This is a genomic window from Myxococcota bacterium, from assembly GCA_039030075.1.
GTDB lineage: Bacteria > Myxococcota_A > UBA9160 > UBA9160 > SMWR01 > JAHEJV01.
Genome location: JBCCEW010000012.1, coordinates 1 through 16,875 on the forward strand (window position 1 = coordinate 1; position 16,875 = coordinate 16,875).

Annotated in this window: 16 protein-coding genes; 5 read left to right on the forward strand and 11 right to left on the reverse strand. The window is 68.6% G+C overall.

Annotated elements, in window-relative coordinates; genetic code table 11:
* Positions 1–189: 189 nt before the first annotated feature.
* The 5 genes from AAF430_13980 to AAF430_14000 form a co-directional block, all read right to left on the reverse strand.
* Positions 190–384: a hypothetical protein gene (locus tag AAF430_13980; protein MEM7411342.1), complete on the reverse strand. Its 195-nt coding sequence runs from the start codon at positions 382–384 to the stop codon at positions 190–192.
* 184 nt (positions 385–568) lie between these two features.
* Complete coding sequence (locus AAF430_13985; protein MEM7411343.1) at positions 569–1,528, reverse strand: fumarylacetoacetate hydrolase family protein; 960 nt, start codon at positions 1,526–1,528, stop codon at positions 569–571.
* Between the two features lie 15 nt (positions 1,529–1,543).
* Positions 1,544–2,554 carry a VOC family protein gene (locus AAF430_13990; protein MEM7411344.1) on the reverse strand — a complete coding sequence of 337 codons (1,011 nt, stop codon included), beginning with the start codon at positions 2,552–2,554 and terminating at the stop codon, positions 1,544–1,546.
* A complete protein-coding gene (locus tag AAF430_13995) occupies positions 2,551–4,245 on the reverse strand; it encodes an FAD-dependent monooxygenase (GenBank protein ID MEM7411345.1) in 1,695 nt (564 codons plus the stop codon). Before AAF430_13995 ends, AAF430_13990 begins: the two co-directional genes overlap by 4 nt.
* A gap of 8 nt (positions 4,246–4,253) precedes the next feature.
* Positions 4,254–5,033 carry an SDR family oxidoreductase gene (locus tag AAF430_14000; protein ID MEM7411346.1) on the reverse strand — a complete coding sequence of 260 codons (780 nt, stop codon included), beginning with the start codon at positions 5,031–5,033 and terminating at the stop codon, positions 4,254–4,256.
* Between the two features lie 125 nt (positions 5,034–5,158).
* Here AAF430_14000 and AAF430_14005 point away from each other — a divergent pair, with 125 nt between their 5' ends.
* Together AAF430_14005 and AAF430_14010 are read left to right on the forward strand one after the other, a co-directional pair.
* On the forward strand, positions 5,159–5,830 hold the full coding sequence (locus AAF430_14005) for a TetR/AcrR family transcriptional regulator (GenBank protein ID MEM7411347.1): 672 nt from the start codon (positions 5,159–5,161) through the stop codon (positions 5,828–5,830).
* A gap of 97 nt (positions 5,831–5,927) precedes the next feature.
* Positions 5,928–6,797 (forward strand): TIGR03619 family F420-dependent LLM class oxidoreductase, encoded by an 870-nt coding sequence (locus tag AAF430_14010; protein ID MEM7411348.1) that lies wholly within the window; start codon positions 5,928–5,930, stop codon positions 6,795–6,797.
* Between the two features lie 19 nt (positions 6,798–6,816).
* Here AAF430_14010 and AAF430_14015 read toward each other — a convergent pair whose 3' ends face one another.
* The gene (locus AAF430_14015) at positions 6,817–7,599 is read right to left on the reverse strand and encodes a glucose 1-dehydrogenase (protein ID MEM7411349.1); all 783 of its coding nucleotides are present in this window, start codon (positions 7,597–7,599) and stop codon (positions 6,817–6,819) included.
* A gap of 202 nt (positions 7,600–7,801) precedes the next feature.
* Here AAF430_14015 and glk point away from each other — a divergent pair, with 202 nt between their 5' ends.
* Entirely contained in the window at positions 7,802–8,776 is a 975-nt protein-coding gene (gene glk, locus AAF430_14020) for a glucokinase (GenBank protein ID MEM7411350.1), read from the forward strand.
* A 19-nt stretch (positions 8,777–8,795) separates the two neighbouring features.
* On the opposite strand, the gene AAF430_14025 is transcribed toward glk, so the two are convergent.
* Together AAF430_14025 and AAF430_14030 are read right to left on the reverse strand one after the other, a co-directional pair.
* Positions 8,796–9,857, reverse strand: coding sequence for an FHA domain-containing protein (locus AAF430_14025; protein ID MEM7411351.1), 1,062 nt, complete (start codon positions 9,855–9,857; stop codon positions 8,796–8,798).
* Between the two features lie 17 nt (positions 9,858–9,874).
* The gene (locus AAF430_14030; protein MEM7411352.1) at positions 9,875–11,098 is read right to left on the reverse strand and encodes a serine protease; all 1,224 of its coding nucleotides are present in this window, start codon (positions 11,096–11,098) and stop codon (positions 9,875–9,877) included.
* Positions 11,099–11,338: 240 nt separating this feature from the next.
* Here AAF430_14030 and AAF430_14035 point away from each other — a divergent pair, with 240 nt between their 5' ends.
* On the forward strand, positions 11,339–12,991 hold the full coding sequence (locus tag AAF430_14035; GenBank protein ID MEM7411353.1) for a hypothetical protein: 1,653 nt from the start codon (positions 11,339–11,341) through the stop codon (positions 12,989–12,991).
* A 21-nt stretch (positions 12,992–13,012) separates the two neighbouring features.
* Here AAF430_14035 and AAF430_14040 read toward each other — a convergent pair whose 3' ends face one another.
* The gene (locus AAF430_14040) at positions 13,013–13,924 is read right to left on the reverse strand and encodes an LLM class flavin-dependent oxidoreductase (GenBank protein ID MEM7411354.1); all 912 of its coding nucleotides are present in this window, start codon (positions 13,922–13,924) and stop codon (positions 13,013–13,015) included.
* A gap of 58 nt (positions 13,925–13,982) precedes the next feature.
* Between AAF430_14040 and AAF430_14045 the strand changes: the two genes are divergently transcribed.
* A complete protein-coding gene (locus tag AAF430_14045) occupies positions 13,983–15,113 on the forward strand; it encodes a nuclear transport factor 2 family protein (protein ID MEM7411355.1) in 1,131 nt (376 codons plus the stop codon).
* Here the strand turns inward: AAF430_14045 and AAF430_14050 are convergent, their stop codons facing one another.
* On the reverse strand, positions 15,114–15,818 hold the full coding sequence (locus AAF430_14050; GenBank protein MEM7411356.1) for an EthD domain-containing protein: 705 nt from the start codon (positions 15,816–15,818) through the stop codon (positions 15,114–15,116). It lies immediately after the preceding gene.
* Positions 15,819–15,826: 8 nt separating this feature from the next.
* Positions 15,827–16,639 (reverse strand): SDR family oxidoreductase, encoded by an 813-nt coding sequence (locus AAF430_14055; GenBank protein MEM7411357.1) that lies wholly within the window; start codon positions 16,637–16,639, stop codon positions 15,827–15,829.
* Positions 16,640–16,875 lie beyond the last annotated feature (236 nt).

Below are 16,875 nucleotides of genomic sequence, written 5' to 3' on the forward strand. Positions count from 1 at the left end.
CGTCAACCGCTAACTGCTGGGCTTGGCACCCCCTACCTTGTGTTTTGTTTGTGGGGTGCCTATGTGCTTGGGTGCGGGGTTGGGGCTGGGGCGCCCTTTGCGGGGGGGGGGGGCCCCCTGCGGGGCCGCCCCCCGACGCCTTCGGCCGGCACAAGCGATACGCCGAAGCGGCGGTCGCTCCGTTGGCGCTCAGGGCGCCGCGGGTGACGGGGAGCCGAGCAGCGGCTCTCCCTCGCGGGCAGCGATCGAGTTGTGCCGGAGCACGTCGACGCGAAAGCCGCGCTCTTCACGTTCGATGTCGCAGAAGTGATCGAGGTCGAACTCGCCCGCGGCGCACTTCTGAGAGCGAGATCTGCGCGGCCCGACGGCGTTGGCCTCCAGCATCTTCGGTAGGCGCCAGAAGGGCCGCATCGGACCGGCGCCGTTCGGAGGCCCGAGATCGTTCAGGTCGCCATGACTTCGCGGGTGTACGACCGCATCTCTCGATCCAGATCCGACCACGTGCGCGGCATTCGAGGTAGTAGGCCTGGGGCGCTCCTCCGCGTTGGCATGCCTCGGGCAGTGAGTGCTAGCCGGCCGCCGCGACGACCTTGTTGCGCTGGACGCCGAGGTCGATGGCTCCGTCGTCGGTGCGGACCCTCGCCTCGACCACGTCCCCCGGCCGCAGGCGCTTCGGGTTGTTGGCGGCCACGCGCCGGAGCAGCGCCTGTCGCCTGGCGGGAGAAACGATCTGGGCGACCAGGGCGAGCGGCTTCGCCGGCGCCTGGAGCGCGCAGCCGCCCGGGGTGCCGGTGGCCAGCAGATCGCCGGCTTCCCAGTCCTGGAGACCCGAGAGCTCGGTGAGGCTGGGGGCGGGTTTGTGGACCATGTCGCTCGCGAGCGAGTTCTGTCGCTCCTCGCCATTCACCGAGAGCTGGAGCCGCAGCTCGTCGAAGCGCGCCAGTTCATCGGCGGAGACGAGGGTCAGGAACGGACCCGCGGGCCCGAAGGTGCGGTAGCTCTTGCCCTTGTAGAACTGCATCTCCGGCAGCTGGACGTCGCGCGCGCTGACGTCGTTCAGAAGCACGAGGCCGCCCACGTAGTCGCCGAGGTTGGCGACACGCACGTCGATCGGTGCGCTCACGTCCTGGGAGAACACGAGGCCGATCTCGACTTCGTAGTCGAGGAACTCGACGTGGGCCGGCGAGACGATATCCGTCGTCGCTGGCGCCAGACAGGACGAGGCTTTGCGGAAGAAGATGTTGAAGGGGCTCGAAGCCGGGTCGATGCCCGACTCGCGCATGTGACTGTGGTAGTTGATCGCCTGGCACAGGAACTGGCGATCCGAGGTGATCGGGCACAGGACTTCGACGTCGGCCAACGCCAGCGTCTCGCCGCTCGTAGCGCCGGCGCGGGCACGCTCGGCGCCCTCGCGCATGAAGGCGCGGGTGGTGGGGTAGTCCCCCTCGAGGGGCGCTACTGCATCGCCGTCCACAATGCCCCAACGGGTCGCGCTGCCCTGCCGATACCGAACGACCTGGGTTGTCATGGGTCCTCCTGAACTTCAGCTGCGCGCGCCGCGCAGGCGCGCGCCGAGCAGGCTCGCCACGTTCTGGATCGCTTTCCAGTTCCAGCGCGCCACCAGGAACGCGGGCGTCGGCGGCGGCCCCCAGTAGTCCTGCAGACCCGCGACGTCGGCGTCGGTGGGAACGTTGTCCTCGTTGACGAGATCCGTATCCGTCCAGTGCTCGTGGATGACGCCCCACGGGCTCGACCAGTAGTCGAAGATCTGTCCACCGAAGCGGTGCCGGCCGATTCCCCAGACGTTCTTGTACTTCTTCTTCTTCAAGTACTCGTGGCCGGCCATCAGATCGTCGAAGTTTCCGACCTCGAACGCGACGTGCTGGACCCGCGCGCCTTCGTCGAGAGCGTACTGGAAGCCGACGACGTGGTGGTCGACGAAGTCCGGACCCCGGTCGAGGTGGGCGAAGCGCATCTGGGTCGTACCGTCGGGCAGGCGCACTTCATCGGCTTTGCGGAGCCCGAGGTGTGCGTGGTACCAGTCGTACACCGAAGCCGGGTCGGCGCTCTCGAGCACCAGATGCCCCAGCCGTCGCACGTGAGACGGCCCCGGACGGACGCTCGGGAGCGGTCCTGCGCGGAGGCGCTTGCCATCCATGTTGAAGGCGTGCGAGGGCGCCGGGTCGATTGCGTCGAGCGCACTCTGGCCGTGGACGACTTCGACGGTCGTTCCCTGTGGGTCGCGCAAGCGGACGACTTGGCCCCCGGCGGGTTCGTCCAGCTTCTCGATCGCGGAAGCGCCGGGGAGCTGGGCGAGCTTCGCGAGGTCGGCCTCTTCGTCGGCTTCGAAGGCGATCGCGTGCACACCGGGCGCCCCCTGGGTGAGGACGTAGCAGTGGGGGTTCGCGTCGGTGCCGCGCAGGTAGACGGCGCCGCCGGCCCGCGCGGCGACCTCGAGCCCGAACTCGAGCAGGAAGGCTTCCGCCTTCCCGAGGTCGGGGGCACCCACGCGCACATAGCTCAGCCGCTTCGCCTTGATGGTCGGTTCAGTCATGTCGGTTCTCCCAGGATGTGGGTGAGCGCGCTTTCGAGCGCCGTTCGCGGCGCGTCGGGAAGGGTGGGGGCTCGCCACGCGACGTGCTGATCGGGACGGATCAGCAGCGCTCCGTTGGAGTCGAGGCCGCACGTCGTGCGCCAGCCGTCGTCGGACCGTTCGTCGTCGGAAAACTGGAAGTCGTTCCCCATCCGAACCAGCCGAATCGGAACGTCGCCGGCCTCGACGATGGCGTCGGCCCAGGCTTCGTGCGCTCCCACGCTCAGCAGGGTCAAGCCGTCGCCCTCGATCAAGTCGAGGGTCGAGCGGCGCTCGCCGGCGACGTCGATCCAGGCGTGGGGCAAGCGCGCCCCCGGGTGTGCCGTCGGCACGTAGTCGCGGGCGGACTCGAGCTTTGGCGGGGTGCCCTCGGGCACGAGCGCTCCCGCACCGTAGATGTAGCCGAGCTGCAGCCCGAGCATGTCGAAGTGCTCGGCCTGTTCCTGCACCGCCACCTCGGCTGCGGCGCGCGTTTGCGGGTCGGCGAGGGCGGCCTCGATGCGCGCACGCGTCGGCTCGGTGTCGGTGCCCAACGCCTGGGGCAGCAGCACCATCTTCAGCGCGTTCTTTAGACTCTGTTGGGTGTTCTCGTGGGCCACGGGCAGGCGCTCGGCGGCGTAGGTGTCGAGGAGCGCGGGCGGGGCCCAACCGTCCTCGACCGCGCAGAGCTTCCAGGCGAGATTGTGCGCGTCCTGGAACCCACTGTTCAAACCCAGGCCTCCCGTCGGGGGGAAGCGGTGGGCCGCATCGCCGGCGAGGAAGATCCGCTCCTTGCGCATGCCGTCGGCGACCTGCGAGCTCATGTGCCAGCTGCCCTTGTGCAGGATCTCGAGCGGGACCTCGCATCCGATGGCGTTCGACACGAGTTCTCGGCAGCGGGCGTCGTCGAAGTCGTCCTCGCTCTCCGCGTCCGGGTCGAAGCCGTGCATGAACACCCACTCGCGGTCGATGTCGTGGGCGATGAAGGCACCGCGGACCTCGGGATCCATCACGAAGTGGAGAACGCCCGGACGATCCCGGACGATCTCGCGCAGATTCGCCCCGAAGTGGATCATCAGGAAGCTCTCGAGGCGCGGCGGGCCCTGCATCTCGATGCCGAGCGACCGACGCACACGGCTGCCGGCACCGTCGGCCGCGATCACGTAGCGGCTGCGGACCTCGTGGCGTTCACCGCTGTCGAGGTCGCGCAGGGTCGAGCTGACCCCGCTCGCATCCTGCCGGCTCTCCTCCCACTGCCAGCCGTAGCGCAGGTCGATGTTCGGCTCCTTGCGGAGCGCCTCGACGAGGATCGGCTCGAAGCGGTGTTGGGAGAGGTTGCGCAGCGGGGTGGGCGTGAACCGCAAGCATTCTTCGCCCTGCCGCTCGAAGGGCAGGTGGCCGATGGACTCTCCGGCGAGACGCGTGACGAAGCGGACGTGGCCCGCGTCCTCTGGTCGTTTGCAAGCCGCCTCGACGGCGGCCATGTCGAGTCCGGCCTGACGACAGATCTCGAAGGTTCGCGCGTTCACCACGTGTGCGGCGGGTGCGGTCTGGGGGCCGGCGCGTCGCTCGGCCACGAAGCACCGGCGCCCTCGATGCGCCAGCAGCAGAGCCTCGATCATGCCGACGGGGCCGGCACCCACGACGAGGAAGGGAACCTCGAATTGTGCCATGACGTCTCCTAGATCAGCCCGGCGTAGCTTCCGCCGTCGAGCTGCAGATTCTGTCCTGAGATGAAGCCGGCCTGAGCGCTGCACAGGAACGCGCATGCGTCGCCGAACTCTTCGGGGCGGCCGAGGCGACCGGCCGCGATCGTGGCCTTCATTGCGTCGTAGGCCTCTTCGAGCGTGATCCCACCGAGCTTCGCGTGCAGCTCGGCCATCCCGCGTTGTCGCGCCGTGTCGATGCGTTCAGGCAGCAGGTTGTTGATCGTGACGTTCGAAGCGGCGACGTCGTGAGCGAGGGCCTTGGACATCGACGTGAGACCGGTGCGTGCGCCGGTGGAGAGCCCCATCGGTGCGCGCGGCGTCTTCACCATCGCCGACGTGATGTTCACGATGCGTCCGAAGCTGCGTTCGCACATGCCTTCGAGCACGGCCCGGATCATCGCGAGCGGTGCGAGCATGTTGGCGTCGAGGGCCGCGAGCCAGGCCTCGCGATCCCAATCGGCGAAGCGGCCGGGCGGTGGGCCGCCGTTGTTGTTCACGAGGATGTCCGGCGCCGGGCAGGCGTCGAGGAGCGCCCGCTGGGTGGTCTCCGCTGCGATGTCGCCGACCACCGTCTCGACCCGGACGCCGTGAGCCGCGCGAATCGCTTCGGCGGTTTCTTTGAGGGTGCCCGCGTCGCGACCGTTCAGCGTGACGTGGACCCCCTCGCGTGCCAGGGCCTCCGCGCAGGCGCGACCCAAGCCGCGGCTCGATGCGCAGACGATGGCCTGGCGGTCTCGAATCCCAAGGTCCATGGGGGGAACTCCTCGTGTGCGCACGTGCTTCGAAGCCCCTTCCGCGGGCTCGGGCAGCCAGTATCCCCATAATTGGGACTATTGTCAATATTGGGAATGGCGTCGTTTTGGCCTAGGCTCTCCCCATGCCCGACACCTCTGGAGCCCGACGCACCCGGGGCCACAAGAAGAAGGAGCGGACGCGCCGCCAGCTGGTGGAGGCGGGACTCCGCGTGCTCGCGTCGAAAGGGCAGGGGCTGACCGTGAGCGACGTCGTGGCCGAGGCCGACGTCTCCAACGGCACCTTCTACAACTACTTCGCCGATCGAGAGGTGCTGCTCGAAGCACTCGCCGAGCACACGGCCCTCTCGTTGGCGGCTGCCGCCGCTCGTGAGCCGATCGAAGACCCGGCCCGTCGTTTCGCCATGGCCACGACGCGCGTGCTGCTCCACGCGCGCGAGGACGAAACCTGGGCCCGGGTGATGCTGCGCCTGCTGGGCCGGCCGGGCTCGGGTATCGAGCTGGCGCGCTATCTGCGCGAAGACCTCGCCGACGGCGCGGCGAGCGGGCGCTTCGATTTCGCGCCGGAGCCGGGTCGCTCGGGAGCCGACGGCGTCTTGCCCGACGACGCGACGCTCGACCAGGTCACCGGGCTGGTGGCGATGACGATCCGCCGCATGGTCGAGGGCCACGCCGCTCCCGACGCCCCGGAGCAGGCCGTGCAACGCGGACTTCGCGCCCTGGGAGTCGATGCCCGCGAGGCCGCCGCGCTGGCGGCGGATGCCGCCGCCGCCGCGCGTCGCACCCACGCCGACTGACAGCCGGGCGCGTCCGTCGGCCAGACGCCGGGTGCTACACCTCTCGGACCCGCTCCCCGCTCGCGAGAGCCGGAGGAACACGAAGAGGTCCGTCCGCGTGCAGTTCAGTCTCTCCACCCAGTTCACGAACACCGCCGACTTCCTCGAGCTGGCGCCCGTCGTCGAGTCCCATGGCTACGGCGAGATGGTGATGGGTGACCACCTCGTCTACCACGAGCAGATCGCGTCGAAGTATCCGTACGGAAAGTCCGACGAGCGCATGTGGCACCGCGAAACCGAGTGGCCCGACGTGTGGGTGGCCTCGGGCATGATGGCGGCGGTCACCAAGACCCTGCTCTTCAGTCAGGCCGTCTACGTCCTTCCCCAGCGCGACCCGGTGCTCGTGGCGAAGGCGGCGGGCACGGCCGCGTTCCTGTCCGGCGGTCGCATGCGCATCGGCGTGGGCCTCGGTTGGACGCGTGAAGAGTTCGAGCTCGTGGGCGTTCCCTTCGAACGGCGCGGTGCCCGCACCGACGAGATGATCGAAGTCATGCGCAAGCTGTGGACCGGAGACACCGTCGAGCACCACGGCGAGTTCTTCGATCTGCCGCCGATGACCATGCGTCCTCCGGTCGAGGGCGGAGTCCCGATCGTCATTGGCGGCATCTCGAAGCCTGCGATGCGTCGCGCGGCGCGCCTGGGCGACGGTTGGGCCCCGGCCTACCTGACGGTCGAGCAGACCCGGGCAGGCCTGGAGGAGATCGCCGCGATGCGCGTCGAGGCCGGGCGCAGCGGTCCCTTCGAGGTCTGCACGGCTTGCGTGGATGCCTTCGACCTCGATGGCTACCGGCGCATGCGCGACGCCGGCGTGACCTTCGCCACCACCGCACCGTGGGTGCTCTACGGAAAACCGCTGATCGACCCGCCGCGCGACGTCGTGTTCGACAGCGTGCGGCGGTTCGCCGACGAGATCATCGCCAAGCTCTGAAGGCGACTCGCCGACCCTCTTAGAGGGTGTTGAAGCCGGGCACGAAGCAACCCGCGGTGGCGCCGCCATCCACGGGAAGGTCGACTCCCGTGCAGTGTCGGCTGGCGTCGCCGGCGAGGAAGGCGATGGCGTCCACGATGCTCTCGATCGGGGCCGAGCCCGGAATGCCCCGGTTCTCGTTGTAGGCCAGCGTCTCGTCGAGGAATCCCATCACCTGGTCCATCCACGGCGCGTACATCTCCGGGTTGCCGCCGGCCGGGCAAACCGTGTTGACGCGAATCCCGTCGCGGCCGAGCTCGAGGGCCGCTGCCTTCGCGAGGCCGCGCAGCCCGAATTTCGAGGCGCAGTACGCGGTCAGGCCGTTCATGGCGGCGAGCGAGTCGATCGAGCCGACGTTGACGATCGAACCCGCGCCCTGCTCCCGCATGGGGGGCGCGACGGCCTGAATGCCGAGGAAGGGTCCGAGAGTGTTGACCTCGAGGAGCCGGCGGAAGTCGTGCTCGGAGGTGCGCTCGATGGCCCCTTGGTGAAGCACGCCCGCGTTGTTCACGAGGATGTCGATGCGCCCGAACTGATCGAGTGTCCGGCGGACGAGCGCGGACCACTGGGTGGCATCCGTCACGTCGTGGCGGACGAAGGACGCATGGCCTCCGAGGCGCGCCGCCGTCGCGGCGCCGGCGTCGTCGCGGACGTCCCCCAACACCACGCGCGCGCCCTCGGCGCAGAAGCGCTCGGCGACGGCCGCGCCGGTGCCGCGGGCCGCACCCGTCACGATCGCCACTTTTCCTTCGAAACCCGTCATGCCCACCTCCTCACTCAGCGCGATCCCCTTCGTATTTGCCGAAGCCTGATCTGGGCGTCGCGAAGCCCGAGACCAACGCGCCATCGTCGCATGCTTCGGCCCAGGGAGCTGCGTCGAGTCGCAAGTTCGCAGCGGTGCGGGGAGTCGCTGTATCGTGAGGCCCGCAAGCGATCGCGAGGAGCCAGGTCGAAGGCATGACGGCATGAGGACGGGGCCGAGCTATCTCGTCGCCGATATCGGCGGCACGAACGCGCGCTTCGCGATCGCTCGGGGGGGACCCGAGGGTGGGTTTTCGCTCGATCACGTACGCCGCTTCAAGAACGAGGAGTTCGCGGAGCTTCGCGACGCGGCACGCGACTACCTCGACAGCTACGACGGCGAACGTCCGCTGCGAGGCTGCATGGCGGCGGCCGCCGTGGTCGGGTCGGGCGTCGTGCAGCTGACGAATGCGAGCTGGAGCTTCCACCCGGACACTCTGGCCCGCGATCTCGGACTCGAATCGCTGCTGGCGGTGAACGACTTTGCGGCTCAGGCGCGCGGTGCCCCGCTGACCGCTCGGGCTGACTTGGTGCCCATCCACGACGCCACGCCCAAGGCCGACGCGCCCTGCGCCGTACTCGGCCCCGGTACGGGGCTCGGGCTCGGACTCCTCGTGCCGAGCGAGACCGGCTGGGTGGTGGTTCCCACCGAAGGTGGCCATGCCGGGTTCGCTCCGCGGACGGAAGAAGAGGCGGGCATCCGCCGGGTGCTCGCCGATGACTTCGACTTCGTCTCCTGGGAGCGACTGCTCTCGGGTGTCGGTCTGGTCCACATCGACCGCGCTCTCGGTCAGCTCGAGGGACGCGTTCCGCGGGAGACGCGACCCGAGGAGATCACCGAGGAGGCGTTGGCCGAGCCGGGCTCGGTGTCCCGGCGCGTGGTGGACGTCTTCTGCGCCGTGCTCGGTTCCTTCGCTGGCGACGTGGCGGTCGTCTCGGGGGCGCTCGGCGGGGTCTACCTCGGGGGCGGGATCCTGCCGCGAATCCGCCCCATTCTCGAAGCCAGCGAGTTCGTCACGCGCTTCGTGCGACACGATCCGATGACGGACTACGCGGCGTCGATCCCGGTGTGGATGATCACCGCGGACACCACGCCCCTGCTCGGCGCCGCGGCCCTCGCTTCCGCGTCGCGGGGCTAGCCGCCGACGGCAGCTGGGCCTAGTCCGAGGGCTCGGTGGAATCGGAAGGCGCGGAGACCTCCGCCTCCAGATCCTCGTCCGCGAGCGCACGGGCCTCCTCGAAGAGGCCGGGAAGCGACTCTCCGAGGGAGGACGCGGGTTCCGGAGTGGCGAACAAGAGCGCGGGCTGGCGTACCGGTGTGTAGTAGTCGGGCCCGAACGAGAAGAAGCCGTCCTCGGTGGCCAGCGTCCAGATCAGATTGAGGCCGAGGAGCACGGCGGCCGTCCCGCCGGCCGCGTACAGGCGGGCTCGGGGACGCAGCCCGGTGGCAAGGCTGATGCTCGCCCAGATCGCCGCGGACAGGGAGAGCGTGCCCAGGATCATCTCGATCCCGTCCTGGAGTGCGGCGCTGCTCGCGTTGTAGCCGAGCCAGCCAGCGACGAAGGTCGTCACCGATTCGACGAGATCGACCCCGATCCAGATCGACAGGTGGGCGAGGAAGTGGGCGCGGTGCCGAATGACACGCCCGACGAGCGCCCAGACCGCGGCGACGATCGCCCAGACGAAGGGCAGCGAGAGTGCCGGCGCCAGCAGGGTTTCGGTTTCGAGCGCTTCGACGCTGCTCCAGTAGGTCTCGACGGCGGTTTCCCCGACGAGCAGCGCGACGAGCGTCGTCACGATGGGAAGGCGTCCGAGCCCCGCGAGCCAGATCTCGGTCCACTCGAGAGGCTGGGCCGGTTCGACCTCGTGGTGCTCATCGAAGACGTGGAGTGTGGTGCGACCGAGGGTGAGGGTGTCCCCCGAAGCGATGTGGCCGTCTCGTGCGGCGGAGCCGGGGTGGCCGAGGCCGTTCGTGGAATCCAGGTCGACGAAGCGCCAGCCCGCGTCGATGCGCTCGAGCCGCAGGTGCCGTGGCGACACGTAGACGTCGTCGACGATCAGATCGTTCTCGAAGGAACGGCCGATGGCGATCGTGCGCGCCGTCGTGCGGAATCGCTCGAGGAGCTGGCCCCCGGCACCCCGCACCTCGACGATCGTCGTGGCGGCTTCCTCTTCGCCGCTCGAGAGCGCGTCGTCGGAGGGCTCTGCTCGGACGCCCAACGGTTCTTCTCCGAGGTTCAACGTCCCGCCGCCTCCAGGAAGCGCTCGAGGAAGCGTTCGATCGACGCGCGGCTCATGCCTGCCAGCGTGAAGTGGCTCATGTACGCGCTGCGCGGGGTATCGACGGATCCGCGAATGAACAGCGCATCGAAGAGCTCCTCGTACTCGCGATAGGCGCGGATGCAGAGGACGGTCTTGTCCGTGTGCCCGCGCTCGTCGGTGATGAAGGATTCGTCACAGACGAAGTCTCCCGCGTCGTCCTCGCCGGCGACGTTGTCGGGACGGAAGCTCTCGAAGACCGACTGGTACTGGGTCTGGAAGCGCGGCGCCTCGAGCTCGTGGGCCTCGAGCCAGATGAACTGGTAGGCGAGCACACCCGTGTTGAAGCCCGAACGGAGAAAGATGCCCTGGTCGCTCGCGCACAAGTTCGAGATCGACTTGTAGAGAGCGTCGGGTTCGCTCGAGCTGCCCCAGCACTTCACGAAGGGCTTGAGCTCGCCGATCGCCCGGGCGCTCGCCATCTCCTCCTCGGGCCACTCTTCGGCGAGCAGGCGCGCCATGAAGCGCTCCTGGTTGGCGAAGAGCTGGTCGCGAATCCGCTCCCGGAAGCTCTCGATCGCGCCCTCGCGGTCTCGCCACTCCCCGATCAATCGTCCCAGAGCCTTGCTGGGCACGAGGAAACTGACCTGATTTCCGGCGGTGGAGACGTTGACTCCGACGACGCGGCCCTGACGGTCGAGTACGGGACCGCCGCTCATCCCCGAGTTGATGGAGCCCGAGAAGTGGATGTGTTCGTAGTAGCTGCCCCGATCGATGCCGTTGTAGGTGCCGGGGACGACGGTGAAGCCGATGTCGAAGGGGTTGCCGAGGGAGTAGATCGTGACGCCCTGCTCGGGAGGCGTCTCGGCCAGTTCGAGCGGCGCCGGCATCGGGTCGTCGGTGCGCAACAGCGCCAGATCGTGCACGACGTCGACGTCGAGCAGGGTGAGCGCGCCCGCCTTTCCGGCCTGGTCCAGGTACTCCAGGCGGTAGCGCTCGGGATAGTCCACGAACTGGGAGATCACGTGGTAGTTCGTGGCGACGAGTCGGTCTTCGGCGACGAGGAAGCCGGTTCCCAGGGACGACTTGTTCTCGGCCTCGCGATCGACGACCCGAACCTGGAAGACCCGGTCCTTGTGGCGGCTGAACAGATCGGCTGCGCCCGGTTCCTCGGCGTGGGTCGCGGCCGCGAACAGGGCCACGAGAGCGGCGCTCCACCACCGAAGGCAGGCTCGACGTCGCTCCCGGCCCCGGTTTCGATGCGGTCGGTCTGCAAAGGGCGGGGAGACCGGCGAAGTGCTTCGGCTCACCCGGGGAGGATAGCTCCAAGCGTGGCCGGGGGATGCCTATCTTCCGCGCGGCAAGCGCTGGACAGCCCCGCGAACGCTGGTCACCCTGGCCCGGCCGCTCGGAACGAGCCGGCCAGACCGCGAGGAGTTCCCATGCCCGTTGCCTCCCGTCCCGGTTGGACCGCCCTGGTGATCGCGTTGGCGGCAGGTGTGCTCGCGGCCCCGATTTGGGCGGACACCCCGGAGCGGGCGCTCCACACCCTGGCGCCGCGGAACCCCTTCGCGGCCGATGGCCCCTACCCGATGTCCCACCACGATCCGGGGCAGACCGACACGACGGTCGTGGCCGGACCGACGAAGGGCAAGCCGCTCACCCGCGCCGACGCGAAGACCGTTCCCGTGTCCTGGTGTTCTGCACCGATCGTCAAGAAGGTGGGCGATCACACGACCGTGATCGCCGGTACGCCGCACGGCCTCGCGAAGATCGACGCGACCGGGGAGAACTTCGCGCTGGTCTCCTTCATGTCCTATCCGGGCTCGGAAGACGCCGTGGTCTCGCACGAGGATCTCGATTGGCATCGACGCAAGATCGACGAGCGCCGGCGCGGGAAGCAGGACTGGCGGCTGCTCTTCCAGTCCGCCTACCTGCTCTATGACCTCGGGCTGCGCGAGCACAACGGCGGATCGGGTGCCTACGGGATCATCGATCGCGACGGCTACCACTACACCTTCTACGACGCGATCCGCCTGCTGAAGTCCACGGATGGCAACGAGCGGGACGCGCCGCTACGTCCGATCGCGTCGACGTCGATCACCGAGGGCCTTCCCGAGGAGGCGAAGCGCGAGGTGACGCGGATCCTCGGGATCTCGATGACCTACGACGGCCACCTCGCCGTCGCGTCCAAGGGCGGGCTCTTCATCTTCGACCGGGAACTCGTGCGCAAGGATGTTCTCCTCTTCCCGCCCGGTGAGCACGTGGAGAACTCGATCGCGGTCGACGAGAAGCGCATCTACGTCGTCACTTCGAAGGCGATGCGCGGCGTGGCTTGGGACGGGAAGCGCCTCTCGGTCGAAGAGGAAGATGGAGGCTGGGTCTCGCCCTACGAAGCGCTGCCCGAAGGCGAGGCCATCTCGCGGGGGGCGGCGTCGCACGGCTCGGGGACGACGCCGACGCTGATGGGCTTCGGCGACGATGAAGACAAGCTCGTCCTGATTTCCGACGGCAGTCGCGATGGGGCCCAGCTGGTGGCCTTCTGGCGCGACGCGATTCCCGAAGGCTTCGAGCAGAAGCCCGGCACGCCCTCGCGGCGGGTGGCCGACGCGATCCGGATCCAGGTGAGTCCTCTCACCGTCGAGGCCTCGCCGGCGGCCTACGGAACCGGGGTGATCGTCCTCAACTCGACCTATCCCGAGTCGGCACCCGCTCCGCTGAACATCATCGGCAATGCGTTCCTGGCGGGCGAGACGCGTCCGGCCCCGCGCGGTGCCCAGAAGTTCGATTGGAACGTCGCGGAGAACCGCTTCGAGGAGGGCTGGTTCCTCGAAGACATCGACAACACGGACTGGATGCCGCCGGCGATCTCTCCGCAGAACGGCCTCGCCTACGTCGCCACGCGCGTCGACAGCGTGTACGAGTACCGGGCGATCGATTTCGCCACCGGTGAGACCGTCGCCCGTTGGACGTTTCCCGACGACTCGGTGCTCTGGAACAACTGGGGCGGGATCACGACGCTGCTCGAGGACGGCGATCTGCTCCTGGGCGGCTGGTTCGCCGTCAAGCGCTACGACGTGGGACACCTGCGCTAGCGCGCCGCACCGGCGCCTTGCTCAGGTTTCGCCGCGCCCGCGCCGCGCGCGCTCGGCGAGGAAAGCCCGGGTGCGAGATGCGCACTCCGGGTCCGCCTCCCCCGACACGAGGATCGGGTTCAGGTCGGTCGCGCCGCTCGCATCGAGCCTCGCCAGGCCGGCCTCGAGGGTCTGTTCGTTCCCCACGATCGCGAGCTCGCTCACGCGCTCGAAGCCCTGGGTCTGCATCGTGCGCTGGTATGGCGCGAGGGCCATGGAGGGGGCCGTATAGGCGTTCACCAGTTCCTCGATGGCTGCGCCTCGGTCGGTCAATGCGACGGGGACGCTCGCGACGATGCGCTTTCCGGCGGGCAGTCGCGACGCGACGTGCCCTGCGATGAAATCGGGTCCCGCAAAGACGAGGGTCACGCCGTCGGCGAGTTCGCCGGCCAGCTCGATCATCCTGGGCCCGAGCGCAGCGAGGATCACCGGCGGCGCCTCGGTACCGGGCACCGGCGTATCGACGCGCACCCGTTCGAACTCCCCCGCGTACTTCACGTATTCCCCGCGCAGGAGCGGGCGCAACACCTCGAGCGTTTCCCGTGTCCGGCTGAGCATCCGGTCGCCGTCGAGCCCGAGCTTCTTCTGGAGGATCACCGCATGGCCGCTGCCGACGCCCAGGCACAGGCGGTTGCGGGAGGCCAGCTGGGTGGTGAGGGCCTGCTGGGCGAGGGTCGCGACGTGGCGGGTGGGGAGCGGCACGACCGAGGTGCCCAGCTCGATGCGCTTCGTGCGGAGCCCGGCCATCGCGAACAGGGTCAGCACGTCGTGGGCGAAGATCTGGCCGATCCAAAGGCTGTCGAAGCCTTCCGCTTCGGCTACCTCGAAGTCCGCGAGCAGGCTCTCTGCGTCGGGCGCGGCGCGCGTGTCGAACTGAACTCCGATCCGAAGCATCGGCTCCATAGTCTACACTGCGTTGTCATCTCCAGACGACATGGTAAAGGGGCCCTGCATGGGACGGTGGAGCAAGGAAGAGATCGAGCGCGCCTTCAAGACCTATCAGGTGCAGGGCCGCGCCGCAGCGCGCTCGGGTGACTGGCACCGCTGGGGCGAGATGTTCACCGAGGACGCCACCTACCTGGAACATCAGGTGGGCGAATGGGGTGGGCGAGCCGCCATCGCGCGCGAGATGGCGGCGCTCATGCACAAGAGCGAAGACACGCCTTGGGTCTGGGTCAACCAATACCCGGTGAAGGCCTACCTCGTCGACGAGGACCGCGGTTGGGTCTGGTCGCAGATCTGGAACCGGATGGAGGATCCGGGCAACGGCCGCGTTTTCCAAGAGAACTGCTTGACCATGCTGCGCTACGACGGACACGGACTCTTCAGCTACGAGGAAGACCTCTACAACCCACACGCCTACGTGCGGATGGTCGAGGAGTGGGTCGAGGTCCGCGCGGAGTGTGAACGAGACGGCGCCGACGCGACGACCCGCGCCGCGCGCGCAGATGCGGCGCGCGCCTTCGCCGACATCCCGACGTTCGCAGCAGCGACTCCGCCCGACACGATCGGTGCGGCGCACGCCGACGCGCGGGCGGCCCGCGGCACCCGCGGACGCTTTCCGCGGGAAGAGATCGAGGAGGCCTTCGATCACTTCCGCAAACAGCTCGCACTCGCCGGGAAGACGCGGGATTGGAACCACCTGGGAGCCGCGCTCACCAAGGACGTCACCTGGATCGACTGCGCGTTGGGTCATCTCGGGAAGCGCGAAGGCATCGTGCGGGTGCTGGAGGAGCGGTTGCATCGGGTCGACCCCGATGCGCCCTGGGTCCAGCTCTGTCGCTTCCCGGTCGGTGAGTTCATCATCGACGAAGCGCGCGAGAGCGTGTGGGCCTTCTTCTGGGCGCGCTTCGACGACGTGGGTGATGGCAGTCGGCACGAAGCGAAGGTCTTCGCCGAGCTGCAGTACCACGGCGACGGCCTGTTCAAGGTGGTCGAGACGCTCTACAACCCGAATCACTTCGATCGGGCGATGGAGTCCTACAAGGCGGCGCGCGATGCCTACGAGGAGCGTCGCGAACGCCGGGCGAAACGTCTGGCGGAACGCGAGGCGAAGGCCCGCGCCGTGACGCCGGACGATTGATCAGGCCAAGGGACTTCGCCAGGGCGCCGCTCGGAGGATCGTCTCGCTCATCGTCACCGAGCCCATGGTCTTGAAGTTCACGAAGCGGAGCAGATCGGCCACCGCTTCACGCTGGCCTTCTTCGCTTCCGTAGAAGGCGTCGCGATCCGTGAGGATCTCGAGGGAGGCGACCGATTCGAAGACGATCCCACGATAGGGCGGGGCGTCCTCGGTGACGGGCCGGGCGATGGTGTTGCGCACGTAACGCGTGAGCGGGTGGATGCGCAACGAAAGGGGCGTGTGCGATCCATGCCAACACGCGAAGAACTCGTCGTCCGAGAGGCCAGGCTTCGGACCGAGGGCGGTGCCGATCGAAACCGTCGGACTCGTGACCCCGTCGGGCCAGTCGCGCTTCGCGTACTCTCGGGGAGTCGACTCAGCGACCGAGTAGCCCGCGAGTCGCGTGCTCACGCCCCGAAGCGCCTCCTCGATGGGGGTTCGGCCGTCGACGCTGTCGAGCCAGACCGAGATGCTCGCCGACATCAGGCCGAGCGGATCCATCTGGCTCTCGACGGGCGGCGCGTCGGGGCCACGCTGGTCGCTCACGTAGACCTCCAACTCGAGGAGATCCGTCGCGAGGAGCCGTTCGGCGACGGGTCCGACCAGCGCCTCTCGAAGCGCGTTCGGCTCCATCTCCGAGCCGAGCAGGTAGATGAGCTTCTCCATCGGGTGTCCTATTGGGCGAAGTACTCGCCGCCGTTGGCATCGAGGGTCTGCCCCGTCACCGCGAGCGAGCGGGGCGAGGCCATCAAGAGGACCGAGCCCGCGATGTCGTCCGACGTGGGGATGCGTTGCCCGAGCGGGATCCGCGCCTCGATCTCGCCGCGCACTTCGGCTTCGCTGACCCCCCGCTGCGACGCGTCCCAGGTGATCCACTGCTGGACGCTCGGGCCATCGATCCAGCCTGGCGCCACTGCGTTCACGCGCACCTGCTCGGGGCCGAGTTCCAGGGCCAGCATCTTCACGGTGGTGTGCAGACTCCCCTTCGAGATGGCGTAGGCCCCGTCGCCCACGCGCACCTTCCGCATCGCCATGGAAGTAACGAACACGACCGAAGCGTCGCCGCGTTCCGCGGCCGCGCGCACGAGGTGCGGTCGGCACGCCTTCGTCAGCTCGAGCGGGCCGTAGAGATTGACCTCGAAGATGCGCCGCCAGTCCTCATAGTCGGCGTCGACCACGCCGGCGGGGGCTCCTGCCGTGAACGCGTTGTGCACCAGCACGTCGACGGCGCCGAAGGCATCGAAGGCGGCGGCGGCGAGACCTGCCGCCTGTCGCGGGTCGGCGAGGTCGGTGGGCACCGCGATGGCTTCCGCACCCGTGGCGGCGAGTTCCTGTTGTAGTGCTTCGAGGCGGTCGCTCGAGCGTGCTGCCAAGACGAGCTTCGCTCCCGCTTCCGCGAGAAGCCGGGCCGTCGACACGCCCAGCCCGGGTCCGACGCCCGAGACGATTGCGACCTTGCCTTCGAGCCCCAGCAGATCCGTGCCCACGCGCGGTCCTTTCGATGGGACGCCGCGCAGATTCCGTCAGGGGGCTGCGTGATCGTCCAGATCGGAACACGGTAGCGGTTCATGACCGGCCCGTGTCCGGCTCGCTTCGATCGAGTGCGCGCGATTCGGGGGTGCCCGGGCGAGCCGGGAGCGTGAGCGCCGGACGGAGGCGTGCTATCCCGCTGGCGGTTTCCTCCGGCTTCCGACGAGCCGGGGCCGTACGCAGCGCAGGAGCC

Coding starts and splice junctions, on each gene's coding strand:
- AAF430_13980 (MEM7411342.1), bottom strand. CDS start 384: ATGCTGGAGGCCAACGCCGTCGGGCCGCGCAGATCTCGCTCTCAGAAG.
- AAF430_13985 (MEM7411343.1), bottom strand. CDS start 1,528: ATGACAACCCAGGTCGTTCGGTATCGGCAGGGCAGCGCGACCCGTTGG.
- AAF430_13990 (MEM7411344.1), bottom strand. CDS start 2,554: ATGACTGAACCGACCATCAAGGCGAAGCGGCTGAGCTATGTGCGCGTG.
- AAF430_13995 (MEM7411345.1), bottom strand. CDS start 4,245: ATGGCACAATTCGAGGTTCCCTTCCTCGTCGTGGGTGCCGGCCCCGTC.
- AAF430_14000 (MEM7411346.1), bottom strand. CDS start 5,033: ATGGACCTTGGGATTCGAGACCGCCAGGCCATCGTCTGCGCATCGAGC.
- AAF430_14005 (MEM7411347.1), top strand. CDS start 5,159: ATGCCCGACACCTCTGGAGCCCGACGCACCCGGGGCCACAAGAAGAAG.
- AAF430_14015 (MEM7411349.1), bottom strand. CDS start 7,599: ATGACGGGTTTCGAAGGAAAAGTGGCGATCGTGACGGGTGCGGCCCGC.
- glk (MEM7411350.1), top strand. CDS start 7,802: ATGAGGACGGGGCCGAGCTATCTCGTCGCCGATATCGGCGGCACGAAC.
- AAF430_14035 (MEM7411353.1), top strand. CDS start 11,339: ATGCCCGTTGCCTCCCGTCCCGGTTGGACCGCCCTGGTGATCGCGTTG.
- AAF430_14040 (MEM7411354.1), bottom strand. CDS start 13,924: ATGCTTCGGATCGGAGTTCAGTTCGACACGCGCGCCGCGCCCGACGCA.
- AAF430_14045 (MEM7411355.1), top strand. CDS start 13,983: ATGGGACGGTGGAGCAAGGAAGAGATCGAGCGCGCCTTCAAGACCTAT.
- AAF430_14050 (MEM7411356.1), bottom strand. CDS start 15,818: ATGGAGAAGCTCATCTACCTGCTCGGCTCGGAGATGGAGCCGAACGCG.